Here is a 23,248-nt window from a genome sequence, read left to right on the forward strand (position 1 = left end):
AGTTCCCCCCCTGCCCCTTCGGAGAGAAATTTCACCGCCATGAATGTAAAACTTCAACGTCATTCCCTGATACTGTGCCTGCTGGTTGCCATCATCGTGGCTAGCGCCGCTGTTTCAATTTGGCATCATTTCAACACCACAGGTTCCGCCACCGCCAAGCAGACCAGCACCGCTAGAGGCGCTGCGCGCGAGCGCTTGTCTCCGGTTCAAGTAGCAATGGCGACTCAGCAGACTGTTGCGCGCTATCTGACCGGCCTGGGAACCGTCACCGCTGCCAACACTGTCACCGTGACCAGTCGGGTCACGGGTCAACTGATGGCATTGCACTTTATCGAGGGGCAACAGGTGCAGGCCGGCGATCTGCTGGCGGAAATCGATCCCCGGCCATTTCAGGTTCAGTTGAAGCAAGCGCAAGGGCAATTGGCCAAAGATCAGGCCGTGCTCGCCAATGTGCGACGCGATTTGGCGCGCTACCAGCAGTTGGTGAAAACCAATCTGATCTCGCGCCAAGAATGGGATGCCCAGCGTTCATTAGTGCAGCAAGGCGCAGGCGCGATCAAAGCCGATCAAGGGGCAGTAGACAGCGCCCAATTACAACTGACCTACAGCAAAATCATCGCGCCTATCTCTGGCCGCGTAGGCTTGAAACAGATCGATAAAGGCAACGACATCACCAGCGGCACCACCGCCATTGTGGTGATCACTCAAACACACCCCATTGATGTGGTTTTCACCCTGCCAGAAAGCACTATCAGCGATATTATCAGCGCACAAAAAACCGGCCCGGTGAGTGTCGAAGCCTGGGATCGCAGCAACAAAAGCTTGCTGGCGCAGGGCAGCCTGCTTAGCCTCGACAATCAGATTGACACCACCACTGGCACCCTCAAGCTGAAAGCACGATACGACAACCAGAACGATACATTGTTCCCTAACCAGTTTGTGAATGCTCGTTTGAAAATCGCCACGCTGCAAAACGCCATTGTGGTGCCGAGCGCCGCCGTACAGATGAGCAACGCAGGTAATTTTGTCTGGATCTTGGACGAAGAAAACAAGGTTAGCAAACATCGGGTAGCCGTGGGCATTGAAGACCATCAGAGCCTGGTCATCACCAGCGGGTTGAACGCCGGGCGGCGAGTGGTCACCGACGGCATCGACCAACTGACGGAAGGCATGAAGGTCGAGGTGGTAACGCCACAGACCACAACAACTAACGGCGAGGCCGCTCTCCACGTCAAATCGGTCAAATCCTGATGTCAGTGATAACACCGCATCCTGGCGGCGGCCCCTCGCGTCTGTTCATCCTGCGCCCGGTCGCCACCACACTGCTGATGGTGGCGATCCTGTTGGCGGGGATGATCGGTTATCATTCGCTGCCGGTTTCCGCTCTGCCAGAAGTGGACTACCCGACCATTCAAGTGGTGACACTGTACCCCGGTGCCAGCCCTGATGTGGTAACATCGTCGATTACCGCCCCGCTGGAGCGCCAGTTTGGCCAGATGTCCGGGCTAAAACAAATGCTGTCACAAAGCTCCGGCGGCGCTGCGGTAATCACCTTACAGTTCCAACTGGCGCTATCGCTGGATGTCGCCGAGCAAGAAGTGCAAGCGGCGATCAACTCCGCCACCAAGCTACTGCCAACCGATCTACCCTACCCGCCGATTTACAGCAAAGTTAATCCTGCCGATCCCCCGATCCTGACGCTGGCTGTCACCTCAACCGCCATACCGATGACCCAACTGGAAGACATGGTGGAAACCCGCGTAGCGCAGAAAATTTCCCAAGTCACCGGCGTTGGGCTGGTGACCATTTCCGGCGGCCAACGCCCGGCAGTACGCGTAAAGCTCAATGCACCCGCCATGGCGGCCAAGGGTCTGGATAGCGAAATGGTGCGCAGCGCCATTACCGGTGCCAACGTTAACTCCGCCAAGGGCAGCCTAGACGGCCCAGCGCGTTCGGTCACACTGTCCGCCAACGACCAGATGAGATCCATCGACGATTATCGTCAGTTGATCGTCGCTTATAAAAATGGTGCGCCTATTCGGCTAGAGGACATCGCCCGCGTTGAACAAGGCGCGGAAAATCTCCGATTGGCGGCCTGGGCCAACCAACAGCCAGCAATTGTGCTCAATATTCAGCGCCAGCCGGGTGTCAACGTCATTGCCACTGCCGACGACATTCGCAAAATACTGCCGCAGCTTATCAAAAACCTGCCCAAATCGGTCGATGTCAAGGTACTGATCGACCGCACCACCCCTATTCGCGCCTCAGTCAGCGATGTGCAGTTCGAACTGTTGCTGTCGATCGCGTTGGTAGTGATGGTGATTTACCTCTTCCTGCGCAACGTGCTGGCGACGCTCATCCCCAGCGTGGTAGTGCCGCTGTCACTGCTCGGCACCTTCTCCGCCATGTATTTCCTTGGTTTTTCCATCAACAATCTGACGCTGATGGCGCTGACCATCGCCACTGGCTTTGTGGTAGACGACGCCATCGTGGTGATCGAGAATATCTCGCGCTATATCGAGAAAGGAGAAAAACCGCTCGATGCCACGCTGAAAGGAGCCGGTGAAATCGGCTTTACCATTATCTCGCTGACCTTCTCACTGGTGGCAGTACTGATCCCGCTGCTGTTTATGGGTGACATCATTGGTCGGCTGTTCCGCGAGTTCGCCGTAACGCTGGCAGTAGCGATCCTGATCTCTGCCGTGGTTTCATTAACGCTGACCCCCATGATGTGCGCACGCATGCTGAGCCACACATCGCTGCGCAAGCAGAACCGATTTTCCGCCGCATCCGAACGTTTCTTTGAGCGGGTGATTGCACAATACGGAAAATGGCTGAAAAACGTGCTCAACCACCCGTGGTTGACGCTCGGCGTGGCGTTGAGCACCCTGGCACTCACGGTATTGCTCTATCTGTTCATCCCGAAAGGCTTCTTCCCGATCCAGGATAACGGCCTGATCCAAGGCACGTTGCAAGCACCGCAGTCAGTGTCCTTCAGTAAAATGGCGATCCTCCAGCAGCAGGTTGCCGCCCAGTTGCTGCAAGATCCGGCGGTGGAAAGCCTGACCTCATTTATCGGTGTGGATGGCACCAATACCACCCTCAACAGTGGTCGCCTGCAAATCAACCTCAAGCCGCTGAGCGAACGCAGTGGGAGCCTACCGACGATCATCCAGCGTATGCAGCAACAGGTAGCCCGGCTACCCGGCTTAAAGCTGTATTTGCAACCCGTGCAAGATCTGACCATCGACACCCAGGCCAACCGGACGCAATACCAGTTCACCCTACAAGCGATGTCGCTGGAGCAGCTCAGCCACTGGGTACCGCAATTGGTCAAGGCGTTGCAGCAAACGCCAGCATTGCAGGATGTCAGCAGCGACTGGCAAGATCAGGGGCTGGAAGCCTATATCAATGTCGATCGCGATACCGCCTCGCGCCTCGGCATTCAGATGAGCAACGTGGACAACGCGCTGTACAACGCCTTTGGGCAACGCCTGATCTCCACCATCTACACCCAGGCTAATCAGTATCGCGTGGTGCTGGAGCATGACGTGCAGACCACGCCGGGGCTGGCTGCCCTGAACGATATTCACCTGACCAGCAGCAACGGCACCCTAGTGCCGCTAAATACCCTCGCCAAAATCGAGCAGCGCAACGGGCCGCTATCGATCAATCACCTCAACCAGTTCCCGGCAACCACAGTGTCATTTAACGTTGCGGGCGGCTATTCACTTGAAGCGGCGGTCAACGCCATCACTCAAGTGGAAAAGGATCTCGCGATGCCGAAGGACATCACCACCCAATTTCAGGGGGCAACGCTGGCCTTTCAGGCCGCACTCAGCAACACACTATGGCTGATCCTGGCGGCAGTGGTAGCGATGTATATCGTGCTGGGGGTGTTGTATGAAAGCTACATCCATCCGATCACTATCCTTTCGACACTGCCGATCGCCGGGGTCGGTGCACTGCTGGCACTGATGCTGGCCGACAGCGAATTGGACGTGATCGCCATCATCGGCATCATTCTGTTGATCGGCATCGTGAAGAAAAACGCCATTATGATGATCGACTTTGCCCTGGCCGCTGAACGCCAACAGGGAATGAAGCCTTACGATGCTATCTACCAAGCCTGCCTGCTGCGTTTCCGGCCAATCCTGATGACAACGCTGGCCGCGTTGCTCGGCGCATTGCCGCTGATGCTCAGCACTGGCGTTGGTGCCGAGCTACGCCGTCCTCTGGGCATCTGTATGGTGGGTGGCCTGATCATGAGCCAGATCCTGACGCTGTTCACTACCCCGGTGATTTATCTGCTGTTCGATAAACTGGCGCGCCGCACGAACCAAAAAGTAGCCTTCCAGGAGATATCGTGAAATTCTTTTCACTGTTTATCTTCCGGCCTGTGGCCACCACCCTGCTAGCACTGGCCATTGCGTTAGCCGGGGGGCTGGGCTTTAGCCTGCTGCCTATCGCGCCACTGCCGCAGGTCGATTTCCCAGTGATACTCATCAGCGCCTCGCTGCCGGGTGCCGATCCTGAAACCATGGCAACCTCGGTCGCTATGCCGCTGGAACGCACATTGGGCCGCATCGCTGGGGTCAACGAAATGACCTCGATGAGTTCGCTGGGCAATACTCAAGTGATTTTGCAGTTCGATCTCAACCGCGATATCAACGGTGCTGCCCGTGACGTGCAGGCAGCGATCAACGCCGCACAAAGCCTGCTACCTTCCGGCATGCCCAGCCGCCCCAGCTATTGGCAAATGAACCCGTCAGATGCTCCGATCATGATCCTGACACTGACTTCTGACACCTACAGCCAGGGGCAGCTTTATGATTTCGCCTCCAGCCGACTGGCGCAAAAAATCGCCCAGACCCCAGGTGTCGGCGATGTTAGCGTGGGTGGTAGCTCTTTGCCAGCGGTGCGGGTAGAACTGAACCCTTCCGCGCTGTTCAATCAAGGCGTCTCACTGGACAGCGTGCGCCGGGCAATCAGCAACGCCAACCTGCGCATGCCATTGGGGTCGGCAGAAAGCCCGGACAAGCGCTGGCAACTGCAGAGCAACGATCACCTCAAAACCGCAGCAGCCTATAAACCGCTGATCGTACATTATAACCACGGTGCCGCCGTCAGGCTAAGCGACGTCGCCGAGGTGATTGATTCGGTACAAGACGTGCGCAATGCCGGTATGACCAATGCTCAACCGGCTGTCCTATTGGTGGTAAGTCGCTCGCAGGACGCCAATATCATCGCCACCGTCGATCGCATCCGCGCCGAGCTGCCCAGCCTACGGGAGAGGCTCCCAGCATCGATCCAACTGAATATCGCCCAGGATCGCTCACCGACCATCCGCGCCTCGCTGGCCGAGGTGGAACAATCGTTGGTCATCGCCATCGGGTTGGTGATCCTGGTAGTGTTCCTTTTCCTACGCTCTGGCCGTGCCACGTTGATCCCAGCAGTGGCGGTGCCAATGTCGTTGATCGGCTCCTTTGCCGCCATGTACCTGTGCGGCTTCAGCCTGAATAATCTGTCGCTGATGGCGCTAACCATCGCTACCGGATTCGTGGTCGATGATGCCATCGTAATGATGGAAAATATTTCGCGCCATGTCGAAGCGGGTATAAAGCCGATCAACGCCGCACTGCTGGGGGTACGGGAAGTCGGCTTCACTGTGCTATCGATGAGCGCTTCGCTGGTGGCGGTGTTTATCCCGTTAATGCTGATGGAGGGGCTAGTCGGCCGCCTGTTCCGCGAATTCGCTGTCACCTTGTCGGTATCGATCGGATTATCGCTGATTATCTCGCTAACGCTGACGCCGATGATGTGCGCCTACTTGCTGCGCCAACACCCACCGCGTACACCGCAGCGGGCGCGCGGCTTCACCAAGCTACTGCTGAAACTACAACAAGGCTACGGACACTCGCTAAACTGGGTGCTCAATCATGCACGCTGGGTGCTAATGATACTGATAGCCACGCTAGCGCTGAATGTTTGGTTGTACATCAGCATGCCAAAAACCTTCTTCCCAGAGCAGGACACCGGACGGCTACTAGGCTTTATCCAAGCCGACCAGAGCATCTCGTTTCAGGCGATGCACCAGAAGCTGAAAGACTTCATGACCATAGTGCGTCAAGACCCGGATGTGGAAAACGTTATTGGCTTCACCGGCGGCTCGCGCATCAACAGCGGTTCGATGTTTATCTCGTTGAAACCGCAGTCAGAGCGTAACGAAAATGCCCAACAAATCATCGCTCGCCTCAGGGCCAAGCTGGCGAAAGAGCCAGGTGCCAACCTGTTCCTGATGGCGATGCAGGATATCCATGTGGGCGGACGGCGAGCCAACGCTAGCTATCAGTACACTCTGCTGTCGGATGATCTGAGCGCTTTACGCACCTGGGAACCGAAAATCCGCACCGCACTGGCCGCATTGCCAGAGTTGGTGGACATCAACTCTGATCAGCAAGACAAAGGCTCAGAAATGGATCTGATTTATGATCGCGATACCCTGGCACGGCTCGGCATTTCCGTTTCCGACGCCAATAACCTGCTGAACAACGCCTTTGGCCAGCGCCAGATCTCGACCATTTATCAACCGCTCAACCAATACAGCGTGGTGATGGAAGTTGCACCACCTTACACACAGGATGCCCGCTCGCTGGATAAAATGTTCATTATTAACCGCGAAGGAAAGGCAATCCCGCTTTCCTACTTTGCCCACTGGCAGCCAACCAATGCGCCATTGTCAGTTAACCACCAGGGACTATCGGCAGCATCGACTCTCTCCTTTAACCTGCCCACCGGTGGCAGTTTGTCAGATGCCACCACAGCGGTAGAACGCACCATGACACAGCTCGGCGTGCCACCCACGGTGCGCGGCACCTTCGCTGGCACCGCACAGGTGTTTCAGGACACCTCAAAATCGCTGTTGTTCCTGATCCTTGCGGCGATAGTCACGGTGTATATCGTGCTGAGCATACTGTATGAAAGCTACATCCACCCACTGACCATTCTCTCCACTCTCCCCCTGGCCGGGATAGGTGCGCTGCTGGCACTAAAACTGTCCGGTGCCTCATTCAGCCTGATCGCGCTAATCGGCATCATGCTGCTGATCGGCATCGTGAAGAAAAATGCCATCATGATGGTTGACTTTGCTCTTGACGCACAGCGCAACAGCGGCCTCAGCGCTCAGGAAGCGATTTTCCAGGCCAGCCTGCTGCGTTTTCGGCCCATCATGATGACCACGCTAGCCACGCTGTTTGGGGCGCTGCCGTTGGTGGTGACCAGTGGCGACGGCGCAGAGCTGCGTCAACCGCTCGGTATCACCATCGTTGGTGGCCTGGTGATGAGCCAACTGCTGACGCTGTACACCACACCCGTGGTGTATCTTTATTTTGACCGGCTGCTGATGAAGTTGCGCCGTGGCAAAACACTGGCTCCACTGCCTCAATAATGGGGCAGTTCAGGTAGCAGGGTAATGTCACCACTTCACCGACTGACAAGGTGCCCATCGGTAGCACGCTGAGGGGCACCTACGATTTTGATAGCCAGGGCGCAGGTAGCGATGCCTCCCTGTTCCAATGGTATTATAAGGCAAGCAACATCTAGTGGATTGCCCCCTCAGGCCGCTGAAGCCAAAAATCCGCACTGGGCATCCGACGCCAGTTATAGAGGTTATGAGGTTCGTCTGGGCGTCACACCCAAAGGCAATGTAAGCAATGGAAAAGAATCCCTGGTTTCGATGGTGTATACAATGAATCTCAGACAGTGTGGCGGATTAGAAGAAAATACCCTGGCAGTAAAGTAAAGACCGAGCTGATACCACAAGGGACACTATCTGGTTATGGAAAAGTTGTAGTTAGTCAAGAAGTCACCAGTGAGCTTTAATCAACTTACTTGATATTGACTCACTCATCGCGTGTTATCGCAGAAACGGCACATTTAACCGGGGAGCAGCAGAACGCGCTGCCACGTTAAAAATGACGACAGCGCCATCAGGTTATCGCGGTGGCACCCTAGTCTGGAAGTATGAACGATAGGCGGCGCGAGGCTGCCTATTTAAAATGGGCCTTAGCCGCTGATGTTCAAATTTTTGGCTACACTTACAGTACATATCGAAAGCAACGGGAAAGAACTATGGCAATCGGTCATTATGAGCTGAAAAAAGCTAAGAACGGACAGTATTACTTCAACCTAAAAGCCAGTAATGGCGAAATCATTCTAACTAGCGAGATGTATGTCAGCAAAGCTTCAGCGAAAAATGGCATCGCCTCAGTGCAAACTCACTCACCTCATGAAGCGCTATTTGAGCTGAAGCACAGTATGTAGTGGTCAACTAAAACTGGCCACCGCGTTAGAGTTTTTCCAGTATCGGTTTTCCGATTCGTTTGGTGGTAACCCACCGTTATATTCATGCGGCCTGAGCGCGCTGTAATACCCAACGATATAGTCCGTTATTGCGTGGGCTGCATCGCTGAAGTTTATGTAACCCGTCACCGGTACCCATTCGTTCTTCAGACTCCTGAAGAAGCGCTCCATTGGGCTATTATCCCAGCAGTTTCCACGCCGACTCATACTCTGTCTGATCCGATACCTCCACAGTGACTGCCGGAACTGTCTGCTTGTGTAATGGCTGCCCTGATCGCTGTGGAACATCACTCCGGCTGGTTTTCCCCGGGCCTCCCACGCCATCTCCAGCGCTTTGATGGTCAGCCTGCTGTCCGGTGAGAACGACATTGCCCAGCCCACCGGTTTTCTCGCGAACAGGTCGAGAACAACGGCGAGGTAGGCCCAGCGCCTGCCTGTCCAGATATAGGTCACATCGCCACACCACACCTGATTAGGCTCTGTCACTGCGAACTGCCGCTCAAGGTGATTCGGGATAGCGATGTGTTCAAGGCCACCGCATTTATACCGATGAGTGGGCTGTTGACAACTGACCAGCCCCAGCTCTTTCATGAGCCTGCCGGCGAGCCATCGTCCCATCCTGAAGCCCTTCATGGTTGCCATAGTTGCGATACTCCTTGCGCCAGCAGAGCCATGGCTGACGCTATGCAGTTCCAGTACCTGGCTGCGTAATACAGCTCGTCTGCCATCTGGTTTTTCAGGACGGTTTTTCCAGTATTTGTAGCTGCTGCGATGAACCCCGAACACGTGGCAGAGTGTGACCACCGGATAATGCGCTCTGAGTTTCCCGATTATCGAGAACTGTTCAGGGAGTCTGACATCAAGAGCGCGGTAGCCTTTTTTAATATTTCGTTTTCCATTTCAATACGTTGTATTTTTTTCCTCAGCTCACGTATTTCAATTTGTTCAGGAGTAATGGGAGAGGCTTTAGGTATTTTTCCCTGCCGCTCATCACGCAACTGCTTCACCCATCGCGTCATTGTGGAAAGGCCGACATCCATAGCACTGGCTGCATCTGCCACGGTGTAGTTCTGGTCAACGACCAGTTGAGCGGATTCGCGTTTGAACTCTGCACTGAAATTTCTTTTTTTCATTGAAGCACCTGTAATGTCCTGAGGTGAGCATATCACCTCTGTTCAGGTGGCCAAATTCAGTGTGCCACTACACTGACGGGTGTCAGCACCTAAAGATCGATCAACCTCATCTCTAAGGTTCAGCCTGCGGCCCAGCGCTAGCACTGTTCAAATCGGTTCCCGACCGATTTGTCACTCTGTTGCCACTTTCCTGCAATTCGAATTATTTAGGGTATAGTTAAAGCCGCTTAACTACTGATTTATTGCCGTCCTACCGCTATAATTCCCCGCTTTTACTGCACCATTTGGGGCACCTTTAGCTACTGGCTTTCACGCGGCAGCCCATCAAATTGCGGCTCGAAGGCAGAAGTATACTGAGCTGAAATCAGACCGAGACACATTATGTTCACACCAGAACTTCTCTCCCCGGCCGGAACGCTGAAGAATATGCGTTACGCCTTTGCCTATGGTGCCGATGCGGTTTATGCTGGCCAGCCGCGCTATAGCCTACGGGTACGCAACAACGAGTTCAACCATGAAAACCTGGCGCAGGGTATCAACGAAGCCCATGCGTTGGGCAAGAAATTTTACGTGGTGGTGAATATTGCCCCGCATAATGCCAAGCTCAAAACCTTTCTGCACGATCTGAAGCCAGTGATCGACATGCGCCCAGATGCGCTGATCATGTCCGATCCCGGTTTGATCATGATGGTACGCGAAGCCTTCCCGCAAATGGATATTCATCTGTCCGTGCAGGCCAATGCGGTCAATTGGGCAACAGTGAAATTTTGGCAGCAGATGGGGTTGACGCGCGTGATCCTGTCGCGTGAGCTGTCGTTGGAAGAGATCGCTGAAATCCGCGCTCAGGTGCCAGAGATGGAACTGGAGATATTCGTGCACGGCGCGCTGTGCATGGCCTACTCTGGCCGCTGCCTGTTGTCCGGTTATATCAACAAACGCGATCCCAACCAAGGTACTTGCACCAATGCCTGCCGCTGGAAATACCAGGCGCAAGAAGGCAAAGAGGACGATATCGGCAACCTTGTGCCTTTGCATGAGCCGCTCCCAGTACAGACCGTCGAACCAGTGCTCGGCATCGGTGCACCCACCGACCAAGTGTTTATGTTGTCCGAGGCACAGAAACCAGGCGAATACATGAGCGCCTTCGAAGACGAGCACGGTACTTACATCATGAACTCCAAAGATCTGCGCGCCATCCAACATGTAGCACACCTGACGCAGCTCGGCGTACATTCGCTGAAGATCGAAGGGCGCACCAAATCCTTCTACTACTGCGCCCGCACCGCCCAGGTGTACCGCCGTGCCATCGACGACGCTAAACTCGGCAAGCCCTTTGATCCCACTTTGCTCACTACGCTGGAAGGGTTAGCGCATCGTGGCTATACCGAAGGTTTCCTGCGCCGCCATGTGCATGAAGCCCAGCAGAATTATGACTACGGTTCTTCGCTATCTAAGCGCCAGCAGTTTGTCGGTGAGTTTACCGGCCTACGGCGCGATGGCTGGGCCGAAGTAGAGGTGAAAAACAAATTTATGCTCGGCGATAACGTGGAAATGATGACGCCTAGTGGTAATGTTCTGTTCACGCTAGAATGTATACAAAATAAAAAAGGCGAGCCGATTACGGTAGCGCCAGGCAATGGTCATATCGTTTATTTGCCGATCCCTCAGGATATCGATCTCAATTACGCCTTGTTAATCCGCAATTTAACAAAAGAAAATAACGATAACGCGTAAAATCTTAATCGCCATCTTTTTGTGGCGATTTTTAGCAAATATTAGATTTTGATCACATCAATGAGTTCGCAGTTTGGTTACCATCAGTTCGCTTAAAGAACAACAAAAATACTTGTTAGCAATATTATAACCCACCTCCTTAGCCAGCCTAATCTCCCTTGGGCTGGCTTTTTCTTTAGCGGTACACTTAGTTTTTTATTTAAATGATACCAACCTTTTATTTAGAGATATGAGTCCTGCTATGGCGATGAATAAATCACATAGCGAAATTATGATTTTATATCCTATTAATCTATGAAATTAAGAGCCTATCCCAGTAGGCCTACATTATTGCTGCCCGTCTGGACACCGACCACGCGCAACAACCGCAACGTACGTGAGGATGGTGAGCACTACTCCAGGCCAAAATGGCAAATAAAATAGCCTGATGGGATAAGTTCCATGTCAATTGCACAAAATAACCGCTACGTTTAAAGGCAACAGGCAGAATGAGTGGCGTGTTCTGATGGCGTACAATCAGCGGGTCGTTTGTCGTTAATCACTGTCTGTTTTCAGGCCGGGAGATATCAAGAATGCCTCAATCAGCACCAGCACTCCTTATCATCAACGGAAAAAGGGCCAGCAACGAAGCGCTGCGTCTCACCGTACACCAGCTACGCGCTGAACAACTGACCTTGCACGTTCGCATCACCTGGAAGCACGGCGACGTCGCACGTTATGTCGAGGAAGCCGCCCGGCTAGGCGTCGGCACTGTAGTGGCTGGTGGCGGCGATGGCACTATCAATGAAGTGGCCAGCGCACTGGCTCAATTGCAGGTGCAGCGTTGTCCTGCCTTGGGCATCCTGCCGCTCGGCACCGCCAATGATTTCGCCATGGCCTGCAATATTCTGCTGACACTGGAACCCGCATTACAGTTGGCGATAAAGGGCTGCTCGGTGCCAATCGACTTGGCGAAAGTCAATAATGAACGCTATTTCATCAATATGGCTACCGGTGGCTTTGGCATCCACATCACCACCGAGACGCCGGAGAAACTAAAAGCGGCATTGGGCGGCGTCTCCTACTTTATTCACGGGCTGCTACGCATGAACCGGTTGCAGGCTGACCGTTGCGAAATCCGTGGGCCGGATTTCCACTGCTCCGGTGAAGCGCTAGTTATCGGCATTGGCAATGGCAAACAGGCCGGTGGCGGCCAACCACTGTACCCAAATGCGCTGATCAGCGTACCGCATGAAATAACCTTCAATCTCGATGGTGAACCGCTGGCGGCCAGCATTTTCACATTGAGTTGCTACCGCAAGCCATCAAATGCCGCCTACCGTCCAACTGCGCCCTACTGGGCTAATTGACAAGCACCACCAGGAATGGCGGCAGTGCAGAAACGAAAGCCTAGCTTGCTCATGCAAATGGCATTTCCTCTCAATCGCGTCTATTGTTTCTTCTAGTCGCAGCAAGTTTAGTAGGCTGTGTTCCGTACCACTTTAACGGCTTCACCCACCGCTTTTATTGCGCTGCCAGTTAGAGACTCTGGGCTAGCAGTGTGTGAAAAGCTCAATCAGGAATATGCCATGACTGATATAGCACAGATGTTAGGAACGGAAGCGGAAGATCTATTGCAATACCGCTGTAGCGCCATCCCCGCCGAAAACCTGTACCTGCCGGGTACCGACTTTGTCGACCGGATCATGATTGACAATAACCGCCCCAATGCCGTACTGCGCTCCATGCAAACTCTACTCAATCACGGTCGGCTAGCTGGCACCGGCTACCTGTCGATTCTACCGGTCGATCAGGGCATTGAGCACTCCGCTGGCGCGTCATTCGCCGCCAACCCGCTGTACTTTGATCCAAAAAATATTGTTGAGTTGGCAATTGAGGCCGGCTGTAACTGCGTGGCTTCCACCTACGGCGTGTTAGCTTCAGTTTCGCGACGCTATGCCCACAAGATCCCATTCCTGGTCAAACTGAACCACAACGAGACCCTAAGCTACCCAACCCAGTATGATCAAACTCTGTACGCCAGCGTCGAGCAGGCATTCAACATGGGCGCGGTGGCGGTCGGCGCGACTATTTACTTCGGTTCTGAACAGTCGCGCCGCCAGATTGAGGAAATTTCGATCGCTTTCGAACGCGCACATGAGCTGGGCCTGGTTACCGTACTATGGGCCTACCTGCGTAACCCGGCGTTCAACAAGGACGGCGTAGACTACCATTCCAGTGCCGACCTAACTGGCCAGGCTAACCATATCGCCGCTACACTCGGTGCCGACATCGTCAAACAAAAAATGGCGGAAAACAACGGCGGCTACCGTGCGGTGAAATTCGGCTATACCGATGACCGGGTTTACAGCAAGCTGACGCGCGATCACCCGATCGATCTGGTGCGTTACCAACTGGTCAACTGCTATATGGGGCGTGCCGGGTTAATTAACTCCGGTGGTGCCGCCGGTGAAAACGATCTGCAGGAATCGGTGCGCACCGCCGTAATCAATAAACGCGCTGGCGGTATGGGGCTGATCCTTGGCCGTAAGGCGTTCAAGAAATCGATGAAAGAAGGCGTGGCATTAATCAACGCGGTGCAAGATGTCTATCTGGACAAAAAGGTGACCATCGCCTGATCCAGGCAAGCGGCTTGCCCCACCCAAGCCTGATTCGTGGACTCCCCCCCAAAAGTTGGACACCAACTTAGTAAGGTGCAGTTTTTTATGGCAAAGCCCAAATATTCCCTCGAAACAAGACAGGCTGTCGCTAATCACTACTTTTTTGGAAAGGATGGGGCACAACGCACGACCAAACGTTATAGCGTCGAAAAGAATATCAGTTCACCGCTGGGCCAGGCAACTTCACGCCCTCTCAGCAATTCAGCTTCGACAAGCTGCTTATCGTTGCGGACGGCGTTGTTCTCAACGTCGGCGTCACCACCTGCAACGAGTTGCTCAGTACGATTTAAGCGCCGTTGATACGCTGATCACCGATAAAAACATCAACTCCGGCTATCTTGCCGCGCTACAGTCGGAAGGCATTAATATTATTTGGTAGGAAAGCGCGATGAGTAACACCAACGCCCTGCTCACCTTCACCCACGAAACGTTGGAGATTGAACTGACCAAAGCGCAAACCTGCTAGCTCGGCTGAATGGCAATGCTGTCTGCGCCTGTGAACGGCTGCGGCAAAGCGGCCCGCGCTGAAGCTGAACCGTGCGCCGAAACGGCGTAGTGAAGTGTGTTTGTCCTGTCATGCCCTTTTCCCTTGGTGAATTCTCATGGCATCCGGATAGCGCTACGCCTGGATCTCACCAGACTACAATGATGGCAAAAGGGTAATTCACCACCAGGCGTGGAAGTGATGCAGCGGCCCGATACCACGCCCCACCTCTAGCGTATCCGCTTGCTGCAATGCCTGTTGCAGATAATCCTTGGCCGCCACCACCGTTGTAGCCCAATCTTCATGACGTGGGCGCAACGCAGCCAGCGCAGCCGATAGCGTGCAGCCAGTACCATGCGTATGGCTGGTGGCGACACGCGGTGCACTAAAGCGCTGCTCTCTGTCTGCGGTAAACAGCCAGTCTGGGCTTTCTTCCTCGTTCAGATGCCCCCCTTTCATCAACACTGCCTGGCAGCCCATCGCCATCAGCGCCCGCCCCTGTTGGCGCATTTGCTGTTCATTTTCCGCCGGGCTACAGGCCAGCAACGCTGCTGCCTCTGGCAGATTAGGCGTGATTAACGAGACCAGCGGCATCAGTTCACGGCGGATCGAGGCCACCGCCTCTGGTGCCAACAACGGATCGCCGCTTTTCGCCAGCATCACCGTGTCCAACACCACGAACACTGGTCGGTAGTGACGCAACCGCTCAGCGACCCTTTCGACGACATTGGCATTGGCCAGCATGCCAATCTTGGCGCTGTCGATGCGCACGTCACTGAACACAGAATCTAACTGGGCAGCGACGAACGCCGGATCGATGTTATACACCGACTGAACGCCGCAGGTATTTTGCGCCACCAGCGCAGTGATCACCGAGGTGCCATAAGCGCCCAGTGCCGAGAACACTTTCAGGTCAGCCTGAATGCCAGCACCACCACTGGGATCGGTACCAGCAATAGTTAATGCGTTAATGCGCTTCATTGCAAAATCCTCCATGTGCAGCAGGTACTGGCCTTTGATAAAGGCCGGGGCAACACTGCCCAGCGAGACGCCTGCCAAAATCAGGCCCGGTGACGAGATACGAATCATACACGGTGATCAAATCATCAGGCTTAGGTACCACCCTCACAAAGCGATTTAACCTTGGTGTCAAACACCCCAGAACGTGTTGTATTTGATAATTTGTGTGATTCATAGACATCGTTTCAATTTTCTCAGCTCAGGTTCAAGCTTGTCGTTCTGTTCTTGTATATGGTCTTCTCCGGGCTGATAGCTTGCCTGAACGGCATCAGAGTATGGTGTTGCTCAGCAAGTTCGAAGTGGCGCTACATCGGCGTTTTACCGTTGTGAGCGCTATGAGGACGTTCCCAATGGTAGCCGTGTTGCCATTATGCCAGTAAATCCTTGCTGCCTGCGATCTACTCTGACACTATCCTGCTGCATCACCGATGACAGATTTCACCCTACCCTCTACCTGGGTGGCCCGGTGATTAAGTACGATCTTTCCCGCGCACTGAAAGCCACCGGCATTAATAGCTCTACACCCTGTCAGTACACTTTGCAAAAATGCGTGGCGGGATGTGTCGCTATAAGAAAGCCCGCCCTGTTCAGAGGCGAATTGGTTGGGGCGTGGTAATATTATTTCTGCGCACCCTCTTCCATGTGCTGATGCATCTTCTCGTTTCATGCCGGTGAGGATATGAGTTTGCTGCTCTTCTTAGAACCTATCCCATTAGGCGATTCTATTTGCCATTTTAGCCCTGGGCAGTACTCACCATCTTCACGGACTCTCTGTATGCTCCGGTTATTGCGCGCTGTCCCTGTCCAAACAGGCTGCAACAATGTACGCCTACTGGGATAGGTTCTTATTTATATTCCAGCTTGATTTAACTGGCAATACTCTTCATCTTTTTCACATTTGATGCTCATTTTTCCTCTCAAAATAAATGGATTATTTGTTTTTCCATGTCCAAAGTATGGATAGTAGTAAACAGGGATCTTTGTTTTTTCCGCAAACCCTTTGATTACAGTTTTAAAAATGAGTCTTTCTTCGTCACTTGCTGATAAAGTATAGAATTGCCCAAATATAATCGCTTTGGGTTTAAATTCACGTTTATAAAGAATTTGATTTAATGTACGATCAAGTTGCTTGTAAGTTACCCCTGTATCTTCCATCAATAATATCTGATTTGGTAAGTATTTCTCATATTCAGTAGAAAAGAAAGACTGAAGCAATGTAAGATTCCCTCCCCCCAGCACCCCCGAAACGCCAGATTCAGCCTGTGAATTAAGGGGAATAATGCCGTTATATGAAACACCTTTTTTTATAGCTTCAAAAACCTGATCAAAGTTATTATTCATACTTATCCTTTCATGTTCCACGCCATTATAAATATCTTTATTATAAGCAGCAACAATTCCATGCACACTTTTCCAACCAATATAGTTATTCAAAAAATAATGGATTGCAGTTACGTCACTGAACCCGATAATTACTTTTTCCTTACTTTTCTTTATGCCTTCACTATTTTTATAAAGATAGGGGAAAATATTGATGGCTCCAGAACCTCCCCTGACAAACCATAAATATTTAACATTATCATCAGTCAGCGCATTAATTATATTTTTACCTCTTTCTTTATCGGTATTTACATATCCAAAATCTGATATTTGCTGATTGAGGTATTTTGTTTCTACAGTGTAACCTTTACTTTTCAAAAACGCTGAAATCTTAGGAATAGAACTTTCATCGTAAGCTGAAGAGCTTGAAATCAAATAAATTACTTTCCCATTATCCGCCAAACACTCAAAAGAAATGAGAAAAAAAAATACTTGAATAAGCCTACATAAACTAGTCATATTTTACCATCCATATCATTTTTATCACCTGGTTCTTCTCTATCAAAATTTAACGATAAACTCAATATTTACTCGATTTTTTGGTCGTGACGCAGACTGAGTGGTAATGATTGATGGTCAGATCCCCCCCAATGAGCTTATCGTGCATTTCTTCTGACTTCGAGAAATAGATAGTCCTGCGGGCCAGTCGTTTAAGATGGGTTCGCAAATTGAGATTATGCCGCTCTATCCGCTGGGTATATTTTTGCTGATGACATGACTGGTTGAGGGCAGTAAAGTCCGGTAGACAGGCCAGGCGTCAGTCATGTAGAAAGCGATAGTAAACAAGCTCAGCAAAGCCAGAAGCCGCCGTAAAGTCAGCGCATTACGTGGCCCCAGTACATGCGTGAGGCCCCGCTTTCTGATGCGGTCATAAGCGTAGAATAACCAGCGTGGATGACCTTTATTCTGTACATAAGACCACTGTTCATCGGCTTCACAGCAAATAACGACTTCAACGCCGGGTTCAACGTTTTGTGCTACCTGATGTGGTTAAATGGCGGAGAACAGTATTGAGGCTTATCTTCATCGCGGCATCCGGAACCATTCATTGCCATATCAACAATGGTCTGATGGGTTTCGGGTTTAGCACCGTTGTTATGTTTCATATAGCTGAAGGTAAAATCGTGAAATGTCTTCTCCCCTTTTCGTTTTGTTTTACTGTTACGCTTCTCTATAGCAGGCGATATTCCTGCATTTACGCGTTTTTTCGCTTCGAGTAGTTTTTCGCGCGCCTGCGCCAGAGAAATACCGTCACCATAGCGCCCACGACGCCCGTTAATTCGATAGTCATAGCGAAATATCACCTATCCCTTGGGGGATACGGTTACATACAGGCCATCACGATCGACAACCTTATAAAGTTTTTCCAGCGCTTTAAGGTTTTTTAGTCTGGTATCGGTCAACATTGGGCCACTCTTTATTGTGAAATTTTACCGTCACAACTGGCCTAAACCTGACGGTAAAATGGCCTGTAACACTGACAAAAAGATTCTTATACCGTCAGATTTACCGTTAAAAATAACCGATAGTACCTGATGGATATTAATGGCTAAAAATAAAAAAACCGCCTACAAATCAAGGCGGGTAGTATTATTTTGAATGGATATTAATCGTAGAAAACGCTCGCGGATCATTCCCACTCAATGGTCGCTGGCGGTTTGCCACTGATGTCGTATACCACGCGGGAAATGCCGTTTACTTCGTTGATAATGCGGTTGGAGACGCGGCCGAGAAAGTCATAGGGTAGATGCGCCCACTGTGCGGTCATAAAGTCGATAGTTTCCACTGCGCGCAGTGAAACAACCCAGTCGTATTTACGGCCATCGCCCATTACGCCCACCGAACGTACCGGCAGGAATACGGTGAACGCCTGGCTCACCTTGTTATACAGGTCAGCGTTGTGCAACTCTTCAATGAAGATGGCATCTGCACGGCGCAGCAGGTCGCAATACTCTTTCTTCACTTCACCAAGCACGCGCACGCCCAGACCAGGCCCAGGGAATGGGTGCCGGTACAGCATATCGGACGGCAGGCCCAGTTCCAGACCGATCTTGCGCACTTCATCTTTGAACAGTTCTTTCAACGGTTCGACCAGCCCCAGCTTCATCTCTTGCGGCAGGCCACCCACGTTGTGATGCGATTTGATCACATGCGCTTTGCCAGTGGCGGAAGCAGCGGATTCGATCACGTCCGGGTAAATGGTGCCCTGCGCCAACCATTTCACGTCGGATTGCTTGCAGGCTTCTTCGTCGAACACTTCCACGAACACGCGGCCAATGATCTTGCGCTTGGCTTCTGGTTCGTCAACGCCAGCCAACTCGCTCAGGAAGCGATTCTCCGCCGCCACATGCACGATATTCAAGCCGAAACCGTCGCCGAACATTTCCAGCACCTGATCAGCTTCATTCAGGCGCAGCAAGCCGTTGTCGACGAAAACGCAGGTCAGACGTGTGCCAATGGCACGGTGCAGCAGCATCGCGGTTACAGAAGAGTCAACACCGCCGGACAGGCCGAGGATCACATGGTCTTCCCCCACTTGCTGGCGAATACGTTCAACCGCATCTTCAATGATGGTGGCCGGAGTCCACAGGGCTTCACATTGGCAAATGTCCAGAACAAAACGTTCTAGCATGCGCTGGCCCTGGTGGGTGTGAGTCACTTCCGGGTGGAACTGCACGCCGTAGAAACGTTTTTCTTCATTAGCCATAATGGCGAACGGGCAGCTATCGGTGCTGGCGATGGTCACGAAGTCAGATGGGATGGCAGTGACTTTGTCGCCGTGGCTCATCCACACGTCCAATAGCGGTTTGCCCAGCGGGCTGGTGATGTCCTCGATGCCACGCAACAGCGCGCACTCATTGACGACTTCCACCTGCGCGTAGCCGAACTCACGCTCGTTAGAACCCTGCACACAACCACCTAACTGCATCGCCATGGTCTGCATGCCGTAGCACACACCCAACACCGGCACATCGGCAGTAAACACGTACTCAGGGGCGCGCGGGCTGCCGTCTGCGGTGGTGCTTTCCGGGCCACCGGAAAGGATGATGCCGCTAGGATTGAATTCGCGGATCTGTTCTTCGTTCACATCCCAGGCCCATAGCTCACAGTAAACGCCGATTTCGCGCACGCGGCGGGCAATCAATTGGCTATATTGTGAACCGAAATCCAGAATAAGAATGCGATACTTATGGATATTTTTTTTCATAATAAAGCGAATTCCAGCAACAAAAATAAAGGAAAAATCAAATCGTCTGGGGCAAGGCCCATCAGTAAGTTGTCACCCGCCGTACCCTATACGCCGTTGACATTAAGTCCAATGAACCATGCCCCCTTGAAATCAACCCATGCGGTAGTTCGGCGACTCTTTGGTGATGGTCACATCGTGTACATGGCTTTCCTGAATACCAGCGCCACTAATACGCACAAACTCTGCCTTGGTGCGCAGTTCGTCGATGGTGGCACAGCCAGTCAGACCCATGCAGGAGCGCAGCCCCCCCATCTGCTGATGCACGATGGCTTTCAGCATGCCTTTGTAGGCTACACGGCCTTCGATACCTTCTGGCACCAGTTTGTCGGCGGCGTTATCGGTTTGGAAGTAACGGTCAGAAGAACCTTTGGACATCGCACCCAGCGACCCCATGCCACGATAGGACTTGAACGAACGCCCCTGGTACAGCTCGATTTCACCCGGTGATTCTTCGGTACCTGCTAGCATGGAGCCAACCATCACGCAGGAGGCACCCGCCGCGATAGCCTTGGCGATGTCGCCAGAGAAACGGATGCCACCATCGGCGATAACCGGGATACCGGTGCCTTCCAGCGCGTCAACCGCATCAGCGATGGCCGTGATCTGTGGTACGCCTACACCAGTGACGATGCGGGTGGTGCAGATAGAACCAGGGCCAATGCCCACTTTCACCGCGCTCACCCCCGCCTCAGCTAAGGCTTTGGCACCGGCGTCGGTGGCAACGTTGCCACCGACGATCGGCAAGTCGGGGTATTTGGCACGGGTTTCTCGAATACGTTGCAGCACACCTGCGGAGTGGCCGTGTGAGGAGTCGATCAGCAGCACGTCAACACCTGCGGCGACCAGCGCATCAACGCGCTGTTCATTACCGGCACCCGCACCAACCGCCGCACCTACACGTAACCGGCCATGCTCGTCTTTACAGGCGTTGGGCTTGCGTTCTGCTTTCTGGAAGTCTTTAACGGTGATCATGCCCAGCAGGTGGAAGCTGTCATCCACCACCAGCGCTTTTTCAACGCGTTTTTCGTGCATTTTTTGTAGCACGATTTCGCGCGCTTCACCTTCTTTCACCGTGACCAGGCGTGCTTTCGGCGTCATCACTGCGGTGACCGGCTGGTTCAGATCGGTAACGAAGCGCACGTCGCGCCCGGTAATGATCCCCACTAACTCATTGTCTTCGGTAACAACCGGGTAACCAGCGAAGCCGTTGCGAGCAGTCAGCGTTTTAACTTCTTGTAAGGTGGTTGCTGGGGTGACGGTCTGTGGGTCGGTCACTACACCGCTTTCATGTTTCTTCACCCGGCTGACTTCTTCAGCCTGGCGTTCGATAGACATGTTTTTGTGAATAAAACCCAGGCCACCTTCCTGCGCCAGCGCGATAGCCAAGCTAGATTCGGTTACGGTATCCATGGCGGCGGACAACATAGGGATATTCAGGCGGATATTTTTAGTCAGCTGCGTGCCGAGTTCTGCGGTATTAGGCAGAACCGTGGAATGGGCAGGAATCAGGAGTACATCGTCAAACGTCAACGCTTCTTTAACAATACGTAGCATGGGCAATATCTCACCAGGGTGGGCTGTGAAAGGGATAAAATATTGCCGTGGCATTATACAGAGCGTAATCGGTTGCCTCCAGCACTTTCTTGCAAAAACCCTTGATTACCTTTTTTAGCCATGTAGTATCGGGCAATTGAGTGCTTGTTTTAAGATTTGATTTGGATCACATGTCGCTAGCTCCCCCACCGTCCATTTTTACCGTAAGCCGCTTAAATCAGGCTGTTCGACAACTGCTGGAAATGGAAATGGGGCAGATATGGATCTCTGCTGAAATCTCCAACTTTTCCCAGCCAACATCCGGCCACTGGTATTTCACCTTGAAAGACGATTGCGCGCAGGTGCGCTGTGCGATGTTCCGCAACAGCAACCGCCGTACCACTTTCCGGCCGCAGAACGGCCAGCAGGTTCTGGTGCGCGCCAGCATCACCCTATACGAACTGCGTGGCGATTATCAACTGATCGCCGAGAGTATGCAGCCTGCCGGCAACGGCCTGTTGCAACAGCAGTTCGATCAACTAAAGCAGCACCTGAGCGACGAAGGTTTATTCGACCCACAGTTCAAACAGCCACTGCCTAGCCCAGCCAAATGCGTTGGGGTGATCACCTCCGCCAACGGCGCGGCGTTGCATGATATCTTGCAGGTGCTGCAACGGCGTGATCCTTCACTGCCGATCATTATTTACCCCACCTCAGTGCAGGGCGAGGACGCGCCAATGCAGGTGGTGCGCGCCATCGAAACCGCCAACCGCCGTGATGAATGCGATGTGCTGATCGTTGGCCGGGGTGGAGGTTCGCTGGAAGATCTGTGGAGTTTCAATGATGAACGCGTAGCACGCGCGATATTCGCCAGCCAGATCCCGATCGTCAGCGCAGTCGGCCATGAAACCGATGTGACTATCGTCGACTTTGTCGCCGATCTGCGTGCGCCGACCCCTTCCGCTGCCGCTGAACTGGTCAGCCGCAATCAGCTTGAGCTAGTGCGTCAGTTGCAGTCGCAGCAACAACGGTTGGAAATGGCGATGGATTACTATCTGGTCCGGCGTCAACAGCAGTTCACACGCATTCACCACCGTTTGCAGCAGCAACATCCGCACCTGCGGCTGGCGCGCCAGCAGACGCTGCTGTTCAAATTACAACGCCGTCTGGAAGAGGGCACGCAAAATCAGTTGCGCATGGCCTCGCAGCGCAACGAACGCGCCCAGCAACAGTTGGCGCAGATACAGCCGCAGAACCACATTCACCGCTATCAACAGCGTGTGCAACAGCAGGAGTACCGCTTACAGCAGGCGCTGGATCGCCAGCTCAATGCTTACCGCCAGCGCTTCGGCATGGCCTGTAGCCAGCTTGAAGCGGTCAGCCCGCTGGCGACGCTGGCGCGCGGCTATAGCGTGACACAAACCCCATGCGGCAAGCTGCTGAAAAGCACCAAACAGGCTCAACTCGGCGAACGGCTAGAAACCCGTTTACTTGATGGCTGGATAGAAAGTGAGGTGAAGAGCATCACCACCGCTAAAACTCGCGATCCAATGAGGCTGTTTGAGCGCAATATTGATTCGTCCAATCGATAACCTCTCAGCCCTTTCGATAGAATATGGGGGCAGTATTACTAACGCCCACTTTGCACTGATTATTTTTTCTTCAGGTGAATAGTAAGAAAGCGATTTTTCAC

General features: G+C 52.8%; 11 protein-coding genes and 5 pseudogenes. 8 read left to right on the top strand and 8 right to left on the bottom strand.

Annotated elements, in window-relative coordinates:
* Window positions 1-39 precede the first annotated feature (39 nt).
* From SYMBAF_RS10905 to SYMBAF_RS10920, 4 genes and pseudogenes are all read left to right on the top strand, one after another.
* Window positions 40-1,251: an MdtA/MuxA family multidrug efflux RND transporter periplasmic adaptor subunit gene (locus SYMBAF_RS10905; RefSeq protein ID WP_040266507.1), complete on the top strand. Its 1,212-nt coding sequence runs from the start codon at window positions 40-42 to the stop codon at window positions 1,249-1,251.
* Window positions 1,251-4,370, top strand: a complete 3,120-nt coding sequence (locus tag SYMBAF_RS10910) for an MdtB/MuxB family multidrug efflux RND transporter permease subunit (RefSeq protein WP_040266508.1) — start codon at window positions 1,251-1,253, stop codon at window positions 4,368-4,370. Before SYMBAF_RS10905 ends, SYMBAF_RS10910 begins: the two co-directional genes overlap by 1 nt.
* Complete coding sequence (gene mdtC, locus SYMBAF_RS10915; protein ID WP_040266510.1) at window positions 4,367-7,447, top strand: multidrug efflux RND transporter permease subunit MdtC; 3,081 nt, start codon at window positions 4,367-4,369, stop codon at window positions 7,445-7,447. The genes SYMBAF_RS10910 and mdtC overlap by 4 nt, the downstream gene beginning before the upstream one ends.
* A gap of 683 nt (window positions 7,448-8,130) precedes the next feature.
* A pseudogene (locus SYMBAF_RS10920) lies at window positions 8,131-8,316 on the top strand (YegP family protein); the annotation flags it as partial.
* A gap of 9 nt (window positions 8,317-8,325) precedes the next feature.
* Here the strand turns inward: SYMBAF_RS10920 and SYMBAF_RS10925 are convergent.
* Window positions 8,326-9,494, bottom strand: a protein-coding gene (locus SYMBAF_RS10925) for an IS3 family transposase (protein ID WP_152609001.1) whose coding sequence is annotated in 2 segments (ribosomal slippage) — window positions 8,326-9,245 and window positions 9,245-9,494 — 1,170 coding nt in all. Because the reading frame shifts where the segments join, the coding sequence is not laid out codon by codon here.
* 381 nt (window positions 9,495-9,875) lie between these two features.
* Between SYMBAF_RS10925 and trhP the strand changes: the two genes are divergently transcribed.
* From trhP to fbaB, 3 genes and pseudogenes are all read left to right on the top strand, one after another.
* Complete coding sequence (gene trhP / locus SYMBAF_RS10930) at window positions 9,876-11,228, top strand: prephenate-dependent tRNA uridine(34) hydroxylase TrhP (RefSeq protein WP_040266512.1); 1,353 nt, start codon at window positions 9,876-9,878, stop codon at window positions 11,226-11,228.
* Window positions 11,229-11,800: 572 nt separating this feature from the next.
* Window positions 11,801-12,573: pseudogene (gene yegS, locus SYMBAF_RS10935) on the top strand (lipid kinase YegS).
* Window positions 12,574-12,796: 223 nt separating this feature from the next.
* A complete protein-coding gene (fbaB, locus tag SYMBAF_RS10940) occupies window positions 12,797-13,846 on the top strand; it encodes a class I fructose-bisphosphate aldolase (RefSeq protein WP_040266515.1) in 1,050 nt (349 codons plus the stop codon).
* A gap of 706 nt (window positions 13,847-14,552) precedes the next feature.
* Here the strand turns inward: fbaB and thiD are convergent.
* The 7 genes and pseudogenes from thiD to guaB form a co-directional block, all read right to left on the bottom strand.
* On the bottom strand, window positions 14,553-15,353 hold the full coding sequence (thiD, locus tag SYMBAF_RS10945; RefSeq protein WP_040266684.1) for a bifunctional hydroxymethylpyrimidine kinase/phosphomethylpyrimidine kinase: 801 nt from the start codon (window positions 15,351-15,353) through the stop codon (window positions 14,553-14,555).
* Between the two features lie 210 nt (window positions 15,354-15,563).
* Window positions 15,564-15,760: pseudogene (locus tag SYMBAF_RS10950) on the bottom strand (IS481 family transposase); the annotation flags it as partial.
* A 481-nt stretch (window positions 15,761-16,241) separates the two neighbouring features.
* Window positions 16,242-17,231, bottom strand: a complete 990-nt coding sequence (locus SYMBAF_RS10955; protein ID WP_040266517.1) for an LD-carboxypeptidase — start codon at window positions 17,229-17,231, stop codon at window positions 16,242-16,244.
* Between the two features lie 61 nt (window positions 17,232-17,292).
* A pseudogene (locus tag SYMBAF_RS10960) lies at window positions 17,293-17,866 on the bottom strand (IS1 family transposase); the annotation flags it as partial.
* A 78-nt stretch (window positions 17,867-17,944) separates the two neighbouring features.
* Window positions 17,945-18,076, bottom strand: a pseudogene (locus SYMBAF_RS18470) (Arm DNA-binding domain-containing protein); the annotation flags it as partial.
* 326 nt (window positions 18,077-18,402) lie between these two features.
* Window positions 18,403-19,980 carry a glutamine-hydrolyzing GMP synthase gene (gene guaA / locus SYMBAF_RS10970; protein ID WP_040266520.1) on the bottom strand — a complete coding sequence of 526 codons (1,578 nt, stop codon included), beginning with the start codon at window positions 19,978-19,980 and terminating at the stop codon, window positions 18,403-18,405.
* Window positions 19,981-20,112: 132 nt separating this feature from the next.
* Complete coding sequence (guaB, locus tag SYMBAF_RS10975) at window positions 20,113-21,576, bottom strand: IMP dehydrogenase (protein ID WP_006708481.1); 1,464 nt, start codon at window positions 21,574-21,576, stop codon at window positions 20,113-20,115.
* Between the two features lie 170 nt (window positions 21,577-21,746).
* Here guaB and xseA point away from each other — a divergent pair, with 170 nt between their 5' ends.
* Window positions 21,747-23,147 carry an exodeoxyribonuclease VII large subunit gene (gene xseA / locus SYMBAF_RS10980; protein ID WP_040266522.1) on the top strand — a complete coding sequence of 467 codons (1,401 nt, stop codon included), beginning with the start codon at window positions 21,747-21,749 and terminating at the stop codon, window positions 23,145-23,147.
* The last annotated feature ends 101 nt before the right edge of the window (window positions 23,148-23,248 follow it).

This window comes from Serratia symbiotica, assembly GCF_000821185.2.
Lineage (GTDB): Bacteria > Pseudomonadota > Gammaproteobacteria > Enterobacterales > Enterobacteriaceae > Serratia > Serratia symbiotica.

Coding starts and splice junctions, on each gene's coding strand:
- SYMBAF_RS10905 (WP_040266507.1), top strand. CDS start 40: ATGAATGTAAAACTTCAACGTCATTCCCTGATACTGTGCCTGCTGGTT.
- SYMBAF_RS10910 (WP_040266508.1), top strand. CDS start 1,251: ATGTCAGTGATAACACCGCATCCTGGCGGCGGCCCCTCGCGTCTGTTC.
- trhP (WP_040266512.1), top strand. CDS start 9,876: ATGTTCACACCAGAACTTCTCTCCCCGGCCGGAACGCTGAAGAATATG.
- fbaB (WP_040266515.1), top strand. CDS start 12,797: ATGACTGATATAGCACAGATGTTAGGAACGGAAGCGGAAGATCTATTG.
- thiD (WP_040266684.1), bottom strand. CDS start 15,353: ATGAAGCGCATTAACGCATTAACTATTGCTGGTACCGATCCCAGTGGT.
- SYMBAF_RS10955 (WP_040266517.1), bottom strand. CDS start 17,231: ATGACTAGTTTATGTAGGCTTATTCAAGTATTTTTTTTTCTCATTTCT.
- guaA (WP_040266520.1), bottom strand. CDS start 19,980: ATGAAAAAAAATATCCATAAGTATCGCATTCTTATTCTGGATTTCGGT.
- guaB (WP_006708481.1), bottom strand. CDS start 21,576: ATGCTACGTATTGTTAAAGAAGCGTTGACGTTTGACGATGTACTCCTG.
- xseA (WP_040266522.1), top strand. CDS start 21,747: ATGTCGCTAGCTCCCCCACCGTCCATTTTTACCGTAAGCCGCTTAAAT.